20 protein-coding genes are annotated in these 19,747 nt (G+C 63.2%); 14 read left to right on the plus strand and 6 right to left on the minus strand.

What is annotated here, in order from left to right:
• Positions 1–52 precede the first annotated feature (52 nt).
• Together AB7M33_RS02270 and AB7M33_RS02275 are read right to left on the minus strand one after the other, a co-directional pair.
• Positions 53–1,201 carry a patatin-like phospholipase family protein gene (locus tag AB7M33_RS02270; protein ID WP_099428540.1) on the minus strand — a complete coding sequence of 383 codons (1,149 nt, stop codon included), beginning with the start codon at positions 1,199–1,201 and terminating at the stop codon, positions 53–55.
• Between the two features lie 126 nt (positions 1,202–1,327).
• The gene (locus tag AB7M33_RS02275) at positions 1,328–2,263 is read right to left on the minus strand and encodes a lipid A biosynthesis lauroyl acyltransferase (RefSeq protein ID WP_027595918.1); all 936 of its coding nucleotides are present in this window, start codon (positions 2,261–2,263) and stop codon (positions 1,328–1,330) included.
• 111 nt (positions 2,264–2,374) lie between these two features.
• Between AB7M33_RS02275 and minC the strand changes: the two genes are divergently transcribed.
• From minC to AB7M33_RS02310, 7 genes are all read left to right on the plus strand, one after another.
• Positions 2,375–3,127 carry a septum site-determining protein MinC gene (gene minC / locus AB7M33_RS02280; protein WP_027595917.1) on the plus strand — a complete coding sequence of 251 codons (753 nt, stop codon included), beginning with the start codon at positions 2,375–2,377 and terminating at the stop codon, positions 3,125–3,127.
• A gap of 99 nt (positions 3,128–3,226) precedes the next feature.
• Positions 3,227–4,039 carry a septum site-determining protein MinD gene (minD, locus tag AB7M33_RS02285; protein ID WP_027595916.1) on the plus strand — a complete coding sequence of 271 codons (813 nt, stop codon included), beginning with the start codon at positions 3,227–3,229 and terminating at the stop codon, positions 4,037–4,039.
• Between the two features lie 3 nt (positions 4,040–4,042).
• Complete coding sequence (gene minE, locus AB7M33_RS02290) at positions 4,043–4,297, plus strand: cell division topological specificity factor MinE (protein ID WP_003252572.1); 255 nt, start codon at positions 4,043–4,045, stop codon at positions 4,295–4,297.
• Positions 4,298–4,449: 152 nt separating this feature from the next.
• The gene (locus AB7M33_RS02295) at positions 4,450–5,085 is read left to right on the plus strand and encodes an RluA family pseudouridine synthase (RefSeq protein WP_027595915.1); all 636 of its coding nucleotides are present in this window, start codon (positions 4,450–4,452) and stop codon (positions 5,083–5,085) included.
• 152 nt (positions 5,086–5,237) lie between these two features.
• Positions 5,238–6,527 carry a M18 family aminopeptidase gene (locus AB7M33_RS02300; protein ID WP_027595914.1) on the plus strand — a complete coding sequence of 430 codons (1,290 nt, stop codon included), beginning with the start codon at positions 5,238–5,240 and terminating at the stop codon, positions 6,525–6,527.
• Between the two features lie 210 nt (positions 6,528–6,737).
• Positions 6,738–6,905 carry a hypothetical protein gene (locus AB7M33_RS02305; RefSeq protein ID WP_167334464.1) on the plus strand — a complete coding sequence of 56 codons (168 nt, stop codon included), beginning with the start codon at positions 6,738–6,740 and terminating at the stop codon, positions 6,903–6,905.
• A 44-nt stretch (positions 6,906–6,949) separates the two neighbouring features.
• On the plus strand, positions 6,950–9,103 hold the full coding sequence (locus AB7M33_RS02310; RefSeq protein WP_454242367.1) for a mechanosensitive ion channel family protein: 2,154 nt from the start codon (positions 6,950–6,952) through the stop codon (positions 9,101–9,103).
• Between the two features lie 99 nt (positions 9,104–9,202).
• On the opposite strand, the gene AB7M33_RS02315 is transcribed toward AB7M33_RS02310, so the two are convergent.
• Positions 9,203–9,916, minus strand: a complete 714-nt coding sequence (locus AB7M33_RS02315) for a UTRA domain-containing protein (protein WP_099428539.1) — start codon at positions 9,914–9,916, stop codon at positions 9,203–9,205.
• 328 nt (positions 9,917–10,244) lie between these two features.
• On the opposite strand from AB7M33_RS02315, the gene AB7M33_RS02320 reads away from it, so the two are divergent.
• From AB7M33_RS02320 to AB7M33_RS02345, 6 genes are all read left to right on the plus strand, one after another.
• A complete protein-coding gene (locus AB7M33_RS02320; protein WP_265970135.1) occupies positions 10,245–11,309 on the plus strand; it encodes an ABC transporter substrate-binding protein in 1,065 nt (354 codons plus the stop codon).
• Positions 11,310–11,454: 145 nt separating this feature from the next.
• Positions 11,455–12,261, plus strand: coding sequence for an alkaline phosphatase family protein (locus tag AB7M33_RS02325; RefSeq protein WP_027595910.1), 807 nt, complete (start codon positions 11,455–11,457; stop codon positions 12,259–12,261).
• Entirely contained in the window at positions 12,258–13,097 is an 840-nt protein-coding gene (locus AB7M33_RS02330; protein WP_454242368.1) for an ABC transporter permease, read from the plus strand. The genes AB7M33_RS02325 and AB7M33_RS02330 overlap by 4 nt, the downstream gene beginning before the upstream one ends.
• Complete coding sequence (locus tag AB7M33_RS02335; RefSeq protein ID WP_027595908.1) at positions 13,087–13,881, plus strand: ABC transporter permease; 795 nt, start codon at positions 13,087–13,089, stop codon at positions 13,879–13,881. Before AB7M33_RS02330 ends, AB7M33_RS02335 begins: the two co-directional genes overlap by 11 nt.
• A gap of 1 nt (position 13,882) precedes the next feature.
• Positions 13,883–14,872, plus strand: coding sequence for an ABC transporter ATP-binding protein (locus AB7M33_RS02340; protein ID WP_099428536.1), 990 nt, complete (start codon positions 13,883–13,885; stop codon positions 14,870–14,872).
• Positions 14,873–14,886: 14 nt separating this feature from the next.
• Positions 14,887–15,540 (plus strand): HAD family hydrolase, encoded by a 654-nt coding sequence (locus AB7M33_RS02345; protein WP_454242369.1) that lies wholly within the window; start codon positions 14,887–14,889, stop codon positions 15,538–15,540.
• A 120-nt stretch (positions 15,541–15,660) separates the two neighbouring features.
• Here the strand turns inward: AB7M33_RS02345 and AB7M33_RS02350 are convergent, their stop codons facing one another.
• Positions 15,661–16,623: an NAD(P)H-quinone oxidoreductase gene (locus AB7M33_RS02350; protein WP_085272783.1), complete on the minus strand. Its 963-nt coding sequence runs from the start codon at positions 16,621–16,623 to the stop codon at positions 15,661–15,663.
• Between the two features lie 140 nt (positions 16,624–16,763).
• Between AB7M33_RS02350 and AB7M33_RS02355 the strand changes: the two genes are divergently transcribed.
• Positions 16,764–18,845, plus strand: coding sequence for a carboxy terminal-processing peptidase (locus tag AB7M33_RS02355; RefSeq protein WP_027595904.1), 2,082 nt, complete (start codon positions 16,764–16,766; stop codon positions 18,843–18,845).
• Between the two features lie 176 nt (positions 18,846–19,021).
• On the opposite strand, the gene AB7M33_RS02360 is transcribed toward AB7M33_RS02355, so the two are convergent.
• A complete protein-coding gene (locus AB7M33_RS02360) occupies positions 19,022–19,390 on the minus strand; it encodes a hypothetical protein (RefSeq protein ID WP_027595903.1) in 369 nt (122 codons plus the stop codon).
• On the minus strand, positions 19,387–19,728 hold the full coding sequence (locus AB7M33_RS02365; protein ID WP_085272782.1) for a helix-turn-helix domain-containing protein: 342 nt from the start codon (positions 19,726–19,728) through the stop codon (positions 19,387–19,389). Before AB7M33_RS02365 ends, AB7M33_RS02360 begins: the two co-directional genes overlap by 4 nt.
• Positions 19,729–19,747: the final 19 nt, after the last annotated feature.

Here is a 19,747-nt window from a genome sequence, read left to right on the forward strand (position 1 = left end):
GGCCAGTGATACCCCTGTGGGCTTGCCCGCGAAGAGGCCAGCACTGCTTGCATCAAATTCCCAGAAACTGCTCCAGCTCGCGCCGCTTGACCAACGCATCCCTGCGCCCCAGCTCGATCAGCTCACTGCAATAACTCGCCTCGAACAGCAAATAACTCAGCACCCCCGCCCCACTGGTCCGCGTCGCCCCCGGCCCACGCAAGAACAGCCGCAACGCCGCCGGCAATTCACGCCGGTGCCGCGCAGCGATTTCGTCCAGCGGCTGGCTGGGCGCCACCACCAATACTTCCACCGGCGCCAGCCCCAGGCGCCGTGCATCCAGGTGGGCAGGCAGCAAGTGGCTAAGGTGGTTGAGCCGCTGCAGCAGTTCGATGTCGTCTTCCAGGCTGTCGATAAAGGTGCTGTTGAGCATGTGACCGCCAATCTGCGCCAGGCTCGGCTGCTGGCCACTGAACACTCGCTGGGTGGGCCGCGGCGGCGATGGCCGCTGAGGGTTGCCGCTAACCCCGACCACCAGCACCCGGCTGGCCCCCAGGTGCAACGCCGGGCTGATCGGTGCCGACTGGCGCACCGCGCCGTCACCGTAGTACTCGTCGCCCAGCCTGACCGGCGCGAACAACAGCGGGATCGCCGCACTGGCCAGCAAGTGGTCGATGGTCAACGGCGTGGGTACGCCGATGCGGCGGTGGCGCAACCACGCCTCGATGGTGCCGCGGCCCTGGTAGAAGGTCACCGCCTGCCCCGACTCGTAGCCGAATGCAGTCACCGCCACGGCGCGCAGTTGTTCGGTGGCCAGGGCGTGGCCGATGCCGTCCAGGTCCAGGTGCGCTTGCAGCAGGCCGCGCAAGGGGCTGCTGTCGAGCAGCGCCACCGGCGCATGGCCACCCAGGCCCAGCAGGCTATGGCTGACGAAGCGGCTGGCCTGGCGGATTACCCCCGGCCAGTCGCTGCGCAACACCAGGTGGCTGCGAAAGTTTTGCCAGAAGGCGGTGAGGTTGCGCACGGTTTCGGTGAAGCGGGTAGCGCCGCTGGCGAGGGTGACCGCATTGATGGCGCCAGCCGACGTGCCGACGATGACCGGGAAGGGGTTGGGCGCGGCCGGGGGTAGCAGTTCAGCGATGCCGGCCAATACGCCGACCTGATAAGCGGCACGGGCGCCGCCGCCAGAGAGGATCAGACCGGTTACCGGAGGTGGGGCCATGGCATCCTTCCTGTAGGAGCAGCCTTGTGCTGCGAAGAGGCCGGTGCAGCCTTAAAGATAATGGCAGCATTCCCCGGCCTCTTCGCAGCACAAGGCTGCTCCTACAAGGAGAGGCCGGGCCTGGCATCAGCGTTTCTTCTTGTCATACAGCCTAGGCGCACCCTCGGGCCGCGACTTGAAGCGCCGGTGCGCCCACAGGTACTGCTCGGGGCACTCACGCAACACACCCTCGATCCACTGGTTGATGCGCAGGCAGTCCGCTTCTTCACTCTCCCCGGGGAAGTCCGCCAGCGGCGGATGGATCACCAAACGATAGCCGCTGCCATCTTCCAGGCGCTTCTGGGTAAAGGGGATGACCTGCGCCTTGCCCAGGCGGGCGAACTTGGTGGTGGCGGTCACGGTCGCCGCCGGGATGCCGAACAACGGCACGAACAGGCTCTGCTTGGCGCCGTAATCCTGGTCGGGCGCATACCAGATTGCCCGGCCCGAGCGCAGCAGCTTGAGCATGCCGCGTACGTCTTCACGCTCCACCGCCAACGAGTCGAGGTTGTGCCGCTCACGGCCGCTGCGCTGGATGAAGTCGAACAGCGGGTTGCCGTGCTCGCGGTACATGCCATCGATGGTGTGCTGCTGGCCCAGCAGCGCGGCGCCGATTTCCAGGGTGGTGAAGTGCACGGCCATCAGGATCGCGCCCTGCCCTGCCTGCTGGGCAGCCTGCAGGTGCTCGAGGCCTTCGATATGTGCCAGGCGTGCCAACCTGGCCTTGGGCCACCACCAGCTCATGGCCATTTCGAAGAAGGCGATGCCGGTGGAGGCGAAGTTGGCCTTCAACAAACGCTGCCGTTCGTCGTCGGACATTTCAGGGAAACACAGTTCAAGGTTGCGCGCGGCGATGCGTCGACGCTCGCCGGCAACCCGGTACATCACTGCGCCCAGGGCAGTGCCGACCCACAGCAGGGCCCGGTAAGGCAGCTGGACGATCAGCCACAGCAGGCCCAGGCCCAGCCACAGGCCCCAGAATCTGGGGTGAAGGAAATAGGGGCGAAAACGCGGGCGTTCCATTGAAGCTTCCGGAAAGACAAAGGCCGCGCATTCTACAACGGATCAGCGCATGTTGCGGGCAACGGGTGTTCTCGTTATAAGTCAGGGCACTTTTTTCGCAACAAGCCGTCTATGCAGACCATGAGCCTAAACCAGACCCCCGACACCGCCTCCGTGTTCCAGCTCAAGGGCAGCATGCTCGCCATCACTGTGCTGGAACTGGCGCGCAATGACCTTGAAGCCCTCGACCGCCAATTGGCGGCCAAAGTCGCGCAGGCACCCAACTTTTTCAGCAACACGCCGCTGGTGCTGGCGCTGGACAAGCTGCCGGCCAGCGAAGGCGCCATCGACCTGCCCGGCTTGATGCGTATCTGCCGCCACCATGGCCTGCGTACCCTGGCGATCCGCGCCAACCGCATCGAGGACATCGCCGCGGCGATCGCCATCGACCTGCCGGTGCTGCCGCCGTCCGGCGCGCGCGAACGGCCGCTGGAGCCCGAGCCTGAGGTGAAAAAGCCCGAGCCGGCGCCGGCGCCGGCAGCCGAACCGGAAATCCGCCCGACCCGCATCATTACCTCGCCGGTGCGTGGCGGCCAGCAGATCTACGCCCAAGGCGGCGACCTGGTGGTGACTGCGTCGGTCAGCCCGGGTGCGGAACTTCTGGCCGATGGCAACATCCATGTGTACGGCGCCATGCGCGGCCGCGCCCTGGCGGGCATCAAAGGCAACACCAAAGCACGCATTTTCTGCCAGCAGATGACGGCGGAAATGGTCTCGATCGCGGGCCAGTACAAGGTCTGCGAAGACCTGCGCCGCGACCCGCTGTGGGGCTTCGGCGTGCAAGTCAGCCTGTCTGGTGACGTGTTGAACATCACCCGTCTTTAACGGATACTTGCCGTCATTTTTAGAGCAACTTTTTTACCTGTTGCCGTTTTTTGCATATTGCTGGGACACCTGTCCCGACTTATTTAGGGGTGAAACACCTTGGCCAAGATTCTCGTCGTTACTTCCGGCAAGGGGGGTGTGGGCAAGACCACCACCAGCGCCGCCATCGGCACCGGCCTCGCACTGCGCGGCCACAAGACAGTCATCGTCGACTTCGACGTGGGCCTGCGTAACCTCGACCTGATCATGGGCTGCGAGCGCCGCGTGGTGTACGACTTCGTCAACGTGGTCAACGGCGAAGCCAACCTGCAGCAAGCCCTGATCAAGGACAAGCGCCTCGAGAATCTGTACGTCCTGGCCGCCAGCCAGACCCGTGACAAGGACGCGCTGACCCAGGAAGGCGTCGAGAAAGTGCTGATGGAACTCAAGAATGACTTCGAGTACGTCATCTGCGACTCCCCGGCCGGTATCGAAAAAGGCGCGCACCTGGCGATGTACTTCGCCGACGAAGCCATCGTCGTGACCAACCCTGAGGTTTCCTCGGTACGTGACTCGGACCGCATGCTGGGCATCCTGTCGAGCAAGTCGCGCCGCTCCGAGAACGGCGAAGAGCCGATCAAGGAACACCTGCTGATCACCCGCTACCACCCTGAGCGCGTCGAGAAAGGCGAGATGCTGAGCATCGACGACGTTACCGACATCCTCGCGATCAAGCTCAAGGGCGTGATCCCCGAGTCCCAGGCAGTGCTCAAGGCTTCCAACCAGGGCATCCCGGTCATCCTCGACGACCAGAGCGATGCCGGCCAGGCCTATAGCGACACCGTCGACCGTCTGCTGGGCAAAGAAAAGCCCCTGCGGTTCATCGAAGTGCCGAAGCAAGGATTCTTCGCGCGCCTGTTTGGAGGCAAGTAAACCATGAACCTTTTTGACTTCTTTCGTGGCAGACAGAAACAGACCAGCGCGTCGGTGGCGAAAGAGCGTCTACAGATCATCGTGGCGCATGAGCGCGGCCAGCGCAGCGAACCGGACTACCTGCCGGCACTGCAGAAAGAACTGCTCGAAGTGATCCGCAAGTATGTGAACATCGGCAACGATGATGTGCACATCGAGCTGGAAAACCAGGGCAGCTGCTCGATTTTGGAGCTGAACATTACCTTGCCTGATCGCTGATCCGGCTGAAAGTTGGGGCTGCGTAGCAGCCCTTTCGCGGCACAAGGCCGCTCCTACAGGGGACTGCGTGATCTCTGTAGGAGCGGCCTTGTGCCGCGAAAGGGCCGCAACGCGGCCCCAATGGTTTTCCCCGATTTAACCGAGACCACGCAATGCCGCTGTCAAACGTCCAGATCCTCCACGAAGACGCCGCCATCCTGGTGGTCAACAAGCCAACCCTGCTGCTGTCGGTGCCCGGCCGTGCCGATGACAACAAGGACTGCTTGATCACCCGCCTGCAGGAAAACGGCTACCCCGATGCGCTGATCGTGCACCGTCTGGACTGGGAAACCTCCGGCATCATCCTGCTGGCCCGCGATGCCGACAGCCACCGCGAGCTGTCGCGCCAGTTCCACGACCGCGAGACCGAAAAGGCCTATACCGCCCTGTGCTGGGGCCAGCCGGCGCTGGACAGCGGCAGCATCGACCTGCCCCTGCGCTACGACCCGCCGACCAAGCCACGGCATGTGGTGGACCATGAGCAAGGCAAGCATGCCCTGACCTTCTGGCGCGTCCTGGAGCGTTGCGGCGACCACTGCCGGGTCGAGCTGACGCCGATTACCGGGCGCTCGCACCAGCTGCGCGTGCACATGCTGTCGATCGGCCACCCGCTGCTGGGTGACCGCTTGTATGCCAACCCTGAAGCCTTGGCGGCCTATGACCGGTTGTGCCTGCATGCGGCAATGCTGAGCTTCACTCACCCGGTCAGCGGGGAGCGGTTGAAGTTCGAGTGCCCGGCACCGTTCTGATTGATGGGTGGCAGTTCCGGCCTCTTCGCGGGCAAGCCCGCTCCCACAGGGTTTGCGGGGTCTTTGTGGGAGCGGGCTTGCCCCGCGAAGAGGCCGACACAATTTGTGATCTATCTGCGTTAAACTCGCGCCACTGCTGTCTGGAGTGAGTTATGCGCGAAGCACTGAACACTGGCCTGATCGATTTCCTCAAGGCCTCCCCCACGCCCTTCCATGCCACCGCCAGCCTGGCCCAGCGCCTCGAGGCCGCCGGCTACCAGCGCCTGGACGAGCGCGACAGCTGGTCAACGGTGCCGGGTGGTCGGTATTACGTCACCCGCAACGACTCCTCGATCATCGCTATCAAACTGGGCAAGCAAGCGCCCCTGCTTGGCGGTATCCGCATGGTCGGTGCCCACACCGACAGCCCGTGCCTGCGCGTCAAGCCGCAACCCGAACTGCAGCGCCAAGGCTTCCTGCAGTTGGGCGTCGAGGTTTACGGCGGTGCGCTGCTGGCACCCTGGTTCGACCGCGACCTGTCCCTGGCCGGCCGGGTCACCTTCCGCCGTGACGGCAAGGTCGAAAGCCAGCTGATCGACTTCAAGCTGCCCATCGCGGTGATCCCCAACCTGGCGATCCACCTCAACCGCACCGCCAACGAAGGCTGGCAGATCAACCCGCAGAACGAACTGCCGCCCATCCTGGCCCAGGTCGCCGGCGACGAGCGCATCGACTTCCGCGCGCTGCTCACCGAACAGTTGGCCCGTGAGCACGAGCTCAACGCCGACGTGGTGCTGGATTACGAGCTGAGCTTCTACGACACCCAAGATGCCGCGCTGATCGGCATCAACCGCGACTTCATCGCCGGTGCCCGCCTGGACAACCTGCTGTCGTGCTATGCCGGCCTGCAAGCGCTGCTGGCTGCCGACAGCGACGAAACCTGCGTGCTGGTGTGCAACGACCACGAAGAAGTTGGCTCGTGCTCGGCCTGTGGCGCCGACGGCCCCATGCTCGAGCAGACCTTGCAACGCCTGCTGCCCGAGGGTGACAGCTATGTGCGGACCATTCAGCGCTCGCTGATGGTGTCGGCTGACAACGCCCATGGCGTGCACCCCAACTATGCCGACAAGCACGACGGCAACCACGGGCCCAAGCTCAACGCCGGGCCGGTGATCAAGGTCAACAACAACCAGCGCTACGCCACCAACAGCGAAACCGCCGGGTTCTTCCGCCACCTGTGCATGGCCGAAGAAGTACCGGTGCAGAGCTTCGTGGTGCGCAGCGACATGGGTTGCGGCTCGACCATCGGCCCAATCACCGCCAGCAACCTGGGTGTGCGCACGGTCGATATCGGCTTGCCAACCTTTGCCATGCACTCGATCCGCGAGTTGTGCGGCAGCCATGACCTGGCGCACCTGGTGAAAGTGCTGACGGCGTTCTACCGCAGCCGCGACCTGCCATAACGCCATCGTGTAGGAGCAGCCTTGTGCTGCGAAGAGGCCGGTACAGCCCCATAAAACGGGGCATTATGTACCGGCCTCTTCGCAGCACAAGGCTGCTCCTACACAAGGCAAAAAAGGCAGCGCGTCCGGCCACCTTGCTCAAGGTCAACCCGCTTCGCCTGCTACCCGCTATGCTTATTACATGGCCCCACTGCAAAAGGATTGCTGTCCATGTCCCCCTTTCTGTCCCTGTTCGTGCCGGTGTTTCTGTTCCTGCTGCTGCTGACCATCGGCTTCAGCCTGCGCGAGCGCAATATCGGTGTGCTGATGATGTGGATCGGCACACTGGGCATCTTCGGCCTCACCTGCTGGAAGATCCTGGAGAAACTGCCCACATAAACCTCTACACTCGGTCCATCGTTTGACCTGAGGTAGATTTCCCGGTGCCTGCCCTTCTGCGTTGCCTGTCCCTGCTGCTGTTATTGTTCATCACCCCGGTTCAGGCCGCGGGCCTGCCGAGCCTGCTCGGCGCCAGCGCGCCTGCGCAGCCTGAGGCCACCGAGCCGTTGGGCAAGTCGCTGGACGAGGTGATCAAAAACCTCGAAAACGACCAGCAACGCGCCAAGTTGCTGGCCGACCTGAAAAAACTGCGCGACGCCACCAAGCAATCACAACCCACCGTCGAACAGGGCGTGCTGGGCCTGATCGGTGGTGCTTTGCATGACTTCGAACAGCAGTTCAGCGGCGATGCCAGCCCCTTCCACCGCTGGGCGGCGGAGATCGAGCAAGCCCAGGCAGAACTGACCGAACTGGTGGTCCCGGTGCACCAGTGGCCGGCGATCCTGTTCGGCTTTGCCGCGATCATCGCGGTCTGGAGCCTGCTGGCATACGCCTTCAACTGGATTGGCCACCGGGTACGGCTACGCTTCGGCCTCACCGAAGAGCTGCCCCAGCACCCGCGCACCTGGGACCTGGTGCGCTTTGCCCTGCGCAAGCTCGGGCCCTGGCTGGTGGCCTTGGTGTTCACCGTGTACCTGAGCTTCGCCCTGCCCTCGTCGCTGGGCAAGTCGATGGCCATGGTGCTGGCGTATGCGTTGGTGGTCGGCACCTGCTTCTCGGCCATCTGCGTGATCGCCTTCTCGCTGCTCGACGGCCCGCACCGCCACCGCGCCCTGCATATCCTGCGGCACCAGGCCTTCCGCCCACTGTGGCTGATCGGCAGCTTTGCTGCCTTCGGTGAGGCCATGAGCGACCCTAGGCTGACCGTCGCCCTCGGCACCCACCTGGCCCATGCCCTGGCTACCTTGGCCAACGTCATCGCGGCGATCTGCACCGGGCTGTTCATCCTGCGGTTCCGCCGCCCGATCGCCCACCTGATCCGCAACCAACCCTTGGACCGGCGCCTGACCCGGCGCACCCTGAGCGACACCATCGAGATCCTTGGCAGCTTCTGGTTCGCGCCCGCGTTGATTCTGGTGGGTATTTCGCTGTTCGCGACCTTCGTCTCGGCCGGCGACACCAGTACCGCCCTGCGCCAGTCGTTGATGTGCACGGTGCTGGTGGTGGTGTGCATGGTGCTCAACGGCCTGGTGCGCCGCCACGCGGCCAACCCCAAACGCGCCAACAAGCGCCAAGCGGTGTACACCGAGCGCTTGCGCAACTTCGCCTATGCCCTGGTGCACCTTTTCATCTGGCTGCTGTTCATCGAGCTGGGGCTGCGCGTGTGGGGCTTGTCGATGATCACCTTCGCCGAAGGCGACGGCCACGAGGTGAGCCTGCGCCTGCTGGGCCTGGCCGGCACGCTGATCGCCGCCTGGCTGGTGTGGATCCTGGCCGACACGGCCGTGCACCACGCCTTGGTGCGTTCGCGCCGCGGGCTGGCCAACGCCCGCGCGCAAACCATGATGCCGCTGATCCGCAACGTCATGTTCGTGGCCATCTTCATCATCGCGGTGATCGTTGCCCTGGCCAACATGGGCATGAACGTCACCCCGCTGCTGGCCGGTGCCGGTGTGATCGGCCTGGCCATCGGTTTTGGCGCCCAGTCCTTGGTGGCCGACCTGATCACCGGGTTGTTCATCATCATCGAGGATTCGCTGGCCATCGACGACTACGTGGATGTCGGTGGGCACCTGGGGACGGTCGAGGGCCTGACCATCCGCACCGTGCGCCTGCGCGACATCGACGGCATCGTGCACACCATCCCGTTCAGCGAAATCAAGAGCATCAAGAACTACTCGCGGGAGTTCGGTTACGCGATTTTCCGCGTGGCGATCCCGCACAGCATGAACATCGACCAGGCCATCACGCTGATCCGCGAGGTGGGGCAGAAACTGCGTAACGACCCGTTGATGCGCCGCAATATCTGGTCGCCGCTGGAGCTGCAGGGCGTAGAGAGCTTCGAGTCGGGCTCGGCGATTTTGCGAGCGCGCTTCAAGACCGCGCCGATCAAGCAATGGGAAGTGTCGCGGGCGTTCAACCTGGCGTTGAAGCGCCAGCTGGATGAAGCGGGGCTGGACCTGGCGACGCCGCGGTTGTCGGTGCAGGTGGTGACGGCGGGCGGTGGCGGTATGAGCGAAACCAGTTCCTCCAGTTAGGGCCTTTTCGCGGGCAAGCCCGCTCCCACAGGGACCTCACAGTGTTCGCAGCCGTGGTGATCCTGTGGGAGCGGGCTTGCCCGCGAAGAAGCCACCCCATTACCCCGCCTGAGCGCGGATGCGGATTGCATCATGCCGCCAATATTCCAGATCACAGTCGATCAGGTGCCCCTGCTGGTCACTGTTGACCCGGGTGATGTGTAGCCCCGGGCTGCCGACCGACACCTTCAACGCGGCCGCTGCCTCGATCGGCAACGCCGTCGGCAGAATCTCGAAGCACACCTGCCCATAGCCGATGCCGTATACCCGCCCATAAATCTCGGTCAGCGACTGCGCCAGGTCCTGTTCGAGAATGCCCGGGAAATACCGTGGGTTCAGGTAGTGCTCGGCATACAGCACCGCCCTCCCATCGATACGCCGCAGCCGGCAGATCCGCACCACACTGGACAACGCCGGCAGTTGCAGCCGCGCGCAGACAACGGCAGACGCCGGCTGCAGCCGCGCCGACAACAGCTCGGTACTCGGCACCCGCCCCTGGTCACGCACCATTGCATGAAAGTGGCTACGCTCGATCAGGTCATAGGTCAGCCGCTGTGGGGCGACGAACCAGCCGCGCCGCTCTTCCCGGTAGATCAGCCCCTGGGCCTCCAGCTGTGCCAAGGCCTCGCGCAGGGTAATGCGCGTGGTATCGAACACCTCGCTGAGTTTGCGCTCGGCCGGCAGCTTGCCACCCGGCGCCAGCAGGCCGTGTTCGATCTGCTCCTGCAGGGCGTGGCAGATGGCTGTTACCGCACGCGGGGGCATCGGTTGCATCAAAGGTTACCTATCTGGACTAGGCCAGCCCCATGACGGGGCAATTGGAGAGTAGTGCAAGCCTAGGCAGGGCTGATGAACATCCTGTGACAAAGGCACCACACGGGCTTTGCCAGTTTCGGGCCAAGCCCGCTAAATCAGGGCCTGCGATCTGGTCTACGCTGTATTTTCAGGCAGCCGGAACCCCCGGTTGAAGCCTCCCCCTACATCAAACTGTCACGCAAGCGGCCTACCTTGGCTCAAGGTTTGCTGACCTAGACCAAAGGTCGCTGACAACTGCCTCATTCACGACAACGATCGCAACAGGCACCCACCCTAGGAGCTTCGGATGAAAAAGTTCTTCATGGCGTCACTGCTCGGTTCGGCCATCGCCCTGTGTACCACGGCCATGGCCGCCGGCACCGACCTCAAGGCCCTGGAAGACGCCGCCCGCAAGGAAGGCACCGTCAACAGCGTGGGCATGCCCGATGCCTGGGCCAACTGGAAAGGCACCTGGGAAGACCTGGCCAATAAATATGGCCTCAAGCACAGCGACACCGACATGAGCTCGGCCCAGGAAATCGCCAAGTTCGAGGCCGAAAAAGACAACGCCAGTGCCGACATCGGCGACGTCGGTGCCGCCTTTGGCCCGATTGCCGTAACCAAGGGTGTGAGCCAACCATACAAGCCGAGCACCTGGGACCAGGTACCCGAATGGGCCAAGGACAAGGACGGGCACTGGGCGCTGGCCTATACCGGCACCATCGCCTTCATCATCAACAAGGACCTGGTGAAAGAAGAAGAACGCCCGAAAACCTGGCATGACCTGGAGAAAGGCAAGTACAAGGTTGCCATTGGCGATGTCGGCACCGCCGCCCAGGCCGCCAATGGTGTACTGGCCGCAGCCATCGCCTACAAAGGCAGCGAAAGCAACATCGAGCCAGGCCTGCAACTGTTCACCAAGCTGGCCCAGCAGAAGCGCCTGTCGCTGGCCAACCCCACCATCCAGACCCTGGAAAAAGGTGAAGTGGAAGTGGGTGTGGTGTGGGACTTCAATGGCCTGAGCTACCGTGATCAGATCGACCCCAAGCGCTTCGAAGTGCTGATCCCATCGGACGGCTCGATCACCTCGGGCTATACCACCATCATCAACAAGTACGCCAAGCACCCGAACGCAGCCAAGCTGGCGCGTGAGTACATCTTCAGCGATGCCGGGCAGACTAACCTTGCCATCGGCCACGCCCGGCCGATCCGCGCCGAGCACCTGAAGCTGCCGGCCGATGTGCAGGCCAAGCTGCTGCCTAACGAGCAGTATGGTGCTGCCCAGCCGATCAAGGATGCCGCTGTTTGGGAAACGACTTCGAAGGCACTGCCGCAGAAGTGGCAGGAGCAAGTGATCATCGAGATGGAGTAAGGGGCTAGATCTCTAGCGCCTGAACCGGCCTCTTCGCGGGTGAACCCGCTCCCACAGATACAGCGCAGCCCTCGGGGATAGCGATAACTTTGTGGGAGCGGGTTTACCCGCGAAGAGGACAACGCGGTTATTGACTGGAGCCACCATGCAACACAACGTCATCCTGGTCCTGCTCGACGGCCTCAATCACCAGGTCGCCCACCATGCCATGGGCCACCTGCACGCCTACGTCGAGGCCGATCGCGCCGCGCTGTACCGCGTGGAATGCGAGCTACCGTCGCTGTCGCGCCCGTTGTACGAATGCATCCTCACCGGCGTCACGCCGATCGACAGCGGCATCGTGCACAACAACGTCAACCGCCTGTCCAACCAGCGCAGCGTGTTCCACTACGCCCGCGAAGCGGGGCTGGGTACTGCGGCGGCGGCCTATCACTGGATGAGCGAGCTGTACAACCGCTCGCCGTTCGATGCGCAGCGCGACCGCCACACCCATGCGCCGAAGCTGCCGATCCAGCACGGCCTGTTCTACTGGGACGACCGCTACCCCGACTCACACCTGCTGGCCGACGCCGAATACCTGCGCCGCCGGCATGCACCGAACTTCCTACTGGTGCACCCGATGAGCATCGACGACGTCGGCCACCGCCACGGCCTGGACAGCAGCCAGTACCGCAACGCGGCACGCAGCGCTGACATCCTCTTGGCCGACTACCTGCCGCGCTGGCTCGAAGAGGGTTATCAGGTGCTGGTCACCGCCGACCACGGCATGAACAACGACCGCTCGCACAATGGTTTGCTGGCCGAGGAACGCGAGGTCCCCTTGTTCGTCTTTGGCGATGGCTTCAGCCTCGACCCTGCTGCCAAGCCGCTGCAAACCGAGCTGTGCGGCACCATCTGCGAGCTGCTTGGCGTGGCCCACGACAAGACCGTGTGCCGGGAGCTGCTCAAGTGAATGCCAGCCATCGCGGCCGTTACCTTGCCCTGCTCTGTCTGCTGCCATTCGCTGTGTTCTTCATCATCTTCCAGATCGCCCCGCTGGCCTGGGTGGCGATCAACAGCGTGCAATCCGAGGCGGGCTGGGGGTTGGAAAACTTCAGCAAGGTGTTCGCCTCGAAGTTCTACCTGCAGGCCTTGCAACGCAGCCTGGAGATCAGCTTCTGGTCGAGCCTGTTCGGTATCGTCATCGCTACCCTCGGGGCCTACTCGCTGCGCCAGGTGGATTCGCGGCTGCGCGACTTTGTCAGTGCCTTCGCCAACATGACCAGCAACTTCACCGGCGTGCCACTGGCCTTCGCCTTCATCATCCTGCTGGGTTTCAATGGCGCACTGACCCTGCTGCTTAAACAGATCGGCCTGCTGGAAGACTTCAGCATCTACTCCAAAAGCGGGCTGATCCTGGTGTACACCTACTTCCAGATCCCCTTGGGCGTGCTGTTGCTGTACCCGGCGTTCGATGCCTTGCGTGAAGACTGGCGTGAGTCGGCCGCCCTGCTCGGGGCCAACCACTGGCAGTTCTGGCGCCTTATCGGCCTGCCGGTGCTGACCCCGGCGTTGCTTGGCACCTTCGTCATCCTCTTGGCCAATGCCCTGGGTGCGTACGCCACGGTGTATGCGTTAACCACCGGCAACTTCAACGTGCTGCCGATCCGCATCGCTGGCCTGGTGGCCGGTGACATCAGCCTAGACCCTAACCTTGCGAGTGCCCTGGCCATGGTGCTGGTGGGGCTGATGACGCTGGTCACGGTGGTCCATCAATGGCTGCTGAAAAGGAGCTACCATGCGCGCTGAAACCAACGCCAGCAGCCTCTACCACCGCCTGGTGGTGTACCTGCTGTTCCTGATTTTGCTGTTGCCGCTGGCCGGCACCCTGCTCTACTCCGTGGCCACCAGCTGGTCGGCCAGCCTGCTGCCCAGCGGCCTGACCCTGAAGTGGTACGTGGCGCTGTGGAGCGAGCCGCGCTTTCTGGCGGCGTTCGGCCAGTCGCTGCTGGTGTGCGTGGGCGCACTGATACTGTCGGTGGTGCTGATCCTGCCGCTGCTGTTCGTGGTGCACTACCACTTCCCCAAGCTCGACGCGCTGATGAACATCCTCATCCTGCTGCCGTTCGCGGTGCCGCCGGTGGTGTCCGCAGTAGGGTTGCTGCAGCTGTATGGCAGCGGGCCCATGGCCATGGTCGGCACCCCGTGGATTCTGATCGGCTGCTATTTCACCATCGCCCTGCCGTTCATGTACCGGGCAATCACCAACAACCTGCAGGCGATCAACCTGCGCGACCTGATGGACGCCGCCCAACTGCTCGGGGCCAGCACCTGGCAAGCGGCGTTCCTGGTGGTGCTGCCGAACCTGCGCAAAGGCCTGATGGTGGCCCTGCTGCTGTCGTTCTCGTTCCTGTTCGGCGAGTTCGTGTTCGCCAACCTGCTGGTCGGCACCCGCTACGAGACGCTGCAGGTGTACCTGAACAACATGCGTAACAGCAGCGGCCACTTCAACAGCGCGCTGGTGATCTCCTACTTCGCCTTCGTGCTGGTACTCACCTGGGTCGCCAACCGCCTGAACAAGGACAAGACCTGACATGAGCTTCGTCAGCGTACAGCAACTGCACAAACGCTATGCCGGCACACCGGTGTTCGAAAACATCGACTGCCAGATCGAACGCGGCGAGTTCGTCACCCTGCTCGGCCCTTCCGGCTGCGGCAAGTCCACCCTGCTGCGCTGCATCGCCGGGCTGACCCCGGTGGACGGGGGGCGCATCCTGCTCGATGGCCAGGACATCGTGCCACTGAGCCCGCAGAAGCGCGGCATCGGCATGGTGTTCCAGAGCTACGCGCTGTTCCCCAACATGACCGTGGAACAGAACGTTGCCTTTGGCCTGCGCATGCAAAAGGTCAAGGCCGACGAGAGCCAGGCGCGGGTGCGTGAGGTGCTCGCCCTGGTGGAGCTGGGCAGCTTCGCCGGGCGCTACCCGCACCAACTGTCGGGTGGCCAATGCCAACGCGTGGCCCTGGCCCGTTCACTGGTGACCCGCCCGCGCCTGCTGCTGCTCGACGAGCCGCTGTCGGCTCTGGATGCGCGCATTCGCAAGCACCTGCGCGAGCAGATTCGCGCGATCCAGCGTGAACTGGGGCTGACCACCATCTTCGTCACCCACGACCAGGAAGAGGCCCTGACGATGTCAGACCGCATCTTCCTGATGAACCAGGGCCGCATCGTTCAGAGCGGCGATGCCGAAACCCTTTACACCGCGCCCGTGGACCTGTTTGCTGCGGGCTTTATCGGCAACTACAACCTGCTCGACCCGGAAAGCGCCAGCCGCCTGCTGCAACGCCCGGTGGCCAGCCGCCTGGCCATTCGCCCCGAATCCATCACCCTGGGCCTGAATGGCGAGCTGGACGGTGAGGTGCGCAGCCACAGCCTGCTGGGCAATGTCATCCGTTACCGGGTGCGGGTACGTGAGGTGGAACTGGTGGTCGATGTGCTCAACCGCTCGTCTGCCGACCTGCATCCAGACGGCCAGCGGGTATCCTTGTCGATCGACCCCACGGCGCTGCGGGAAGTGGCTTAAGGAGATTCAACACAATGGCACTGGCAATTTTCGATCTGGACGAAACCCTGATTCACGGCGACTGCGCGTCACTGTGGAGCGAGCAGATGGCCCGGCTGGGCTGGGTCGACGGCAAGGATTTCCTGCGTCGCGACCATGAATTGATGGAGGCCTATGGCAAGGGCCACCTGCAGATGGAGAACTACATGGCCTTCAGCCTGGAGCCGATTGCCGGGCGCACCCTGGAAGAGGTCGAGCACCTGGTGGAGCCGTGGGTGGAGGACGTTATCGAGCCGATCATTTTCGGCGACGCCTGCCGCTGCATCGCTGAGCATCGCAAGCGTGGCGACCGTATCCTGATCATTTCCGCCTCGGGTACGCACTTGGTCGGGCCGATTGCGGCGCGGTTGGGCGTGGACGAGTACCTGGCGATCGAGCTGGAGGCGGTGAATGGGGTGTACACCGGCAAGACCCATGGGGTACTGACCTACCGTGAAGGCAAGATCACCCGGTTGTTGGAGTGGCTGGATCAGGAGCAGGAGAACCTGGAAGGGGCGAGTTTCTATTCCGATTCGCGGAACGATCTGCCGTTGTTGTTGAAGGTGGACCATCCGTTTGTGGTGAACCCAGATGCGGTGTTGCGCGAGCATGCCGAGGTCAATGGGTGGCCGATCTTGAGCTGGAGCTGATATTGGCGCTGAACCTACTGGCCTCTTCGCGGGCAAGCCCGCTCCTACAGGTAAATCACTGATCCTGAGCCTGTGATATTCCTGTGGGAGCGGGCTTGCCCGCGAAGAGGCCGGGCCTGCTTACACCAGGCTCGGATCGATCACCATCACCAGCTTGCCCGACACTTGGTTAGTCTCAAGCTCGGCATATGCCGCCTGGGCAAATTCCACCGGGTAGGTATCCACCAACTGCGCCGACAACCGCCCTTCGGCGAACAGCGGCCACACCTGCTGCAGCAACTCACGCAACAGCTCGGCCTTAAACCCGTCGTCACGGTTGCGCAGCGTTGAGCCGGTGATTTCCAGGCGCTTACCCAGCACCTGTGCCAGGTCCAGCTCGAACTTGCGTCCGCCCATCAGGCCGATGATCACCCAACGCCCGTCACGCGCCAGCAGCTTGAGGTTGAGTTCCCCATAACTGGCACCCACCGGGTCGAGAATCACGTCGAACGGCCCAACGCCTTCCAGCGCATCGAGGTTCTCGTTACGCACCACGCCGCCGGCAGCGCCCAGCGCTTCGCAGTAGGCCAGGCGATCCTGCGAGCCAACACTCACATACACCGGGTTGCCAAACGCCTTGCACAACTGGATCGCCGCCGAACCCACGCCGCTGGCCCCTGCGTGCACCAGCACTTTCTCGCCGGCTTTGACGGCACCCAACTGGAAGATGTTCAACCACGCCGTGGCATACACCTCAGGCAGCGCCGCCGCTTCGTGCAGGCTCAGGCCTTCAGGCACCGGCAGCACATGGCGGGCATCGACCACCACTTCTTCAGCCATCGCACCGCTGGCAAGCAAAGCACACACCCGCTCGCCCACACGCCAATCGGCGCCCGGCCCAACTTCTTCGATAATACCGGCGCACTCCAGGCCCATATAAGGGCTGGCGCCAGGCGGTGGCGGGTACAGCCCCTTCATTTGCAACAGGTCGGCGCGGTTCAGCCCCGCAGCAGCCACGCGAATGCGTACTTGGCCCGCGTCAAGGGCCGGGCGCTCGGCCTCGACCCACTCCACATGTCCGTCTTCGCCTTGCAATGCCTTCACAGTGCCTCCATAGTTGAATCATGACTGAGCCTGGGGAACCCTCGCCCCGGGCTTTTTGCAGTATTTGTCCGGCTCCATGGAACCGGCAACGGAAAAGACGGCCTACTATGCGTGATCAATTGCCTCCACGTCGAATCAGCATGAAGCATTTCCTCCCAAGCACCGCCCTGGCCCTGATGATTGGCCTCGGCAGCCTTACGCTCGGCGGCAATGCGGCGGCCGCCAACAAGTGGGACAGCCTGCAGCCGGACCGCGACGAAATCGTCGCCAGCCTTAATGTGGTGGAACTGCTCAAGCGCCACCACTACAGCAAGCCACCGCTCGATGACGCCCGCTCGGTGATCATCTACGACAGCTACATCAAGCTGCTGGACCCTGCGCGCAGCTACTTCACCGCGGCCGACATCGCCGAGTTCGACAAGTGGAAGACGCAGTTCGACGACTTCCTCAAAAGCGGCAACCTCGACCCGGGCTTCACCATCTACAAACGCTACCTTGACCGCGTCAAGCAGCGCCTGGACTTTGCCCTGGCCGAGCTGAACAAAGGCGTCGACAAGATCGACTTCACCACCAAGGAAACCTTGCTGATCGACCGCAAGGACGCCCCGTGGATGAAAAACCAGGCCGAGCTCGACGACCTGTGGCGCAAGCGTGTCAAAGACGAAGTGCTGCGCCAGAAGATCGCTGGCAAAGAGCCCAAGCAGATCCAGGAAACCCTGACCAAACGCTACAAGAACCAGCTGGCGCGCCTGGACCAGACCCGTGCCGAGGATATCTTCCAGGCCTACATCAATACCTTCGCCCAGTCCTACGACCCGCACACCAACTACCTGTCGCCGGACAACGCAGAAAACTTCGACATCAACATGAGCTTGTCGCTCGAAGGCATCGGCGCGGTGCTGCAAAGCGACAACGACCAGGTCAAGATCGTCCGCCTGGTGCCGGCAGGCCCTGCCGCCAAGACCAAGCAGGTCGCTCCGGCCGACAAGATCATCGGCGTGGCACAGGGCAACAAGGAAATGGTCGACGTGGTCGGCTGGCGCCTGGACGAAGTGGTCAAGCTGATCCGTGGCCCGAAAGGCTCGGTGGTGCGCCTGGAGGTCATCCCGGCCAGCAATGCCCCGAGCGACCAGACCAGCAAGATCGTTTCGATCACCCGCGAAGCCGTCAAGCTTGAAGAGCAGGCGGCGAAAAAGTCGGTGCTCAAGCTCAAGCAGGACGGCCGTGACTACAAGCTGGGCATCATCGAGATCCCGGCCTTCTACCTGGACTTCAAGGCCTACCGTGCCGGTGATCCGGAGTACAAGAGCACCACGCGTGACGTGAAAAAGCTGCTCACCGAACTGCAAAAAGAGAAAGTCGATGGCGTAGTCATCGACCTGCGCAACAACGGCGGCGGTTCGCTGCAGGAAGCCACCGAGCTGACCAGCCTGTTCATCGACAAGGGCCCGACGGTGCTGGTACGCAACAGCGACGGCCGCGTCGACGTGCTCGAGGACGAAAACCCGGGCGCCTTCTACAAAGGCCCGCTGGCACTGCTGGTCAACCGCCTGTCGGCCTCGGCCTCGGAGATCTTCGCCGGTGCCATGCAGGACTACCACCGCGCACTGATCGTCGGTGGCCAGACCTTCGGCAAAGGCACCGTGCAGACCATCCAGCCGCTCAACCATGGTGAGCTGAAACTGACCTTGGCCAAGTTCTACCGGGTGTCTGGGCAGAGCACCCAGCACCAGGGCGTGCTGCCGGACATCGACTACCCATCGATCATCGACACCAAGGAAATCGGCGAGAGCGCCCTGCCCGAGGCGATGCCGTGGGACACCATCCGCCCGGTGGTCAAGCCAGCGGCCGACCCGTTCAAGCCGTACCTGACCCAGCTCAAGGCACAGCATGAAGCGCGCAGCGCCAAGGATGCCGAGTTCACCTACATCCGCGACCGCCTGGCCCTGGCCCAGAAGCTGATGAACGAGAAGACCGTCAGCCTCAACGAGCAAGAACGCCGTGCCCGCCACGATGAGATCGAGGGCAAGCAGTTAGCCCTGGAAAACATCCGCCGCAAGGCCAAAGGTGAAGAGCCGCTCAAAGAGCTGAAGAAGGAAGATGAAGACGCATTGCCGGCTGAAGATGAAAACACCAAGCCGGAAGACGACGCCTACCTGTCCGAGACAGGGCGCATTCTGCTCGACTACCTGAGCGCAAGCTCGCAGGTGGCCAAGCACTGAGGCTAGGCATGCGTTAACCAAAAGGGCCGGGTGTGAAAGCACCCGGCCCTTTTCTATTTATGTAGGAGCAGCCTTGTGCTGCGAAGAAGCCAGTGAAAACACCGCAGATCTTTGGTGTTTTTACTGGCCTCTTCGCAGCACTAGGCTGCTCCTACAAAGTACTGCGCTCGGCTGAATCAGGCTTCTTCGGGGTAACGGTACTCGAACACCCGCACCACTTCCGAGGCATGCCAGGACGCCGCCTCCATGCCGTCGACCGGCCCGGCAAAACGCCCCAGCCGCTCTACACACTCGAAAAAACCGGTGCGCGGCAGGCGGCTGGCACCCTGGCTGATCACCAGCGAACTGCGCAAAGGCTGTTCGGCGCGGGCGTCCAGCACCGCCAGGTACTCCAGCGCGGCGGTCAGCGTCTGCATGGCCGGGCTGGGCAATTGCAAGCGCTCGATAAGCGCACGGTACGTCAGCAGATGACGTTGACGACGGGCCAGGTCAAGCTCGTCCAGCAGGCTCTGCCAGTGCTGGCGGCTGATCCTGACCTGGCTCATGAGGGTTCGCTCCAACCCGCCACACCCAGGTGCCAGGCCAGGGCGCGGCGGATGGCAGCGTCCGGCTGTCGCTCGCCTGACTCGATCATGGCCAGGTACGCGGGGCTCACACCCACATTGCGCGCCAGGAGCTCAGGGGCGATGCCCTTCGCCTCACGAATTTGTGCCACCTCGCTGAATGCCGGTAAAGGTGCCGCACTGGCAGCATCGCTTTGCACTTCACTGACACCCGCCTCGACGGGCGGCTGCCCCGCTGCCTTCAGCAGTGCCTGGTATTGCTCCCAGGGAACGACGGCGTACTCGGGCTGACCGTCCCGGCTAATAACCTGAATACCCATTACAACCCCCTTACTTAGG

This window comes from Pseudomonas sp. Y3 TE3536 (assembly GCF_053629175.1).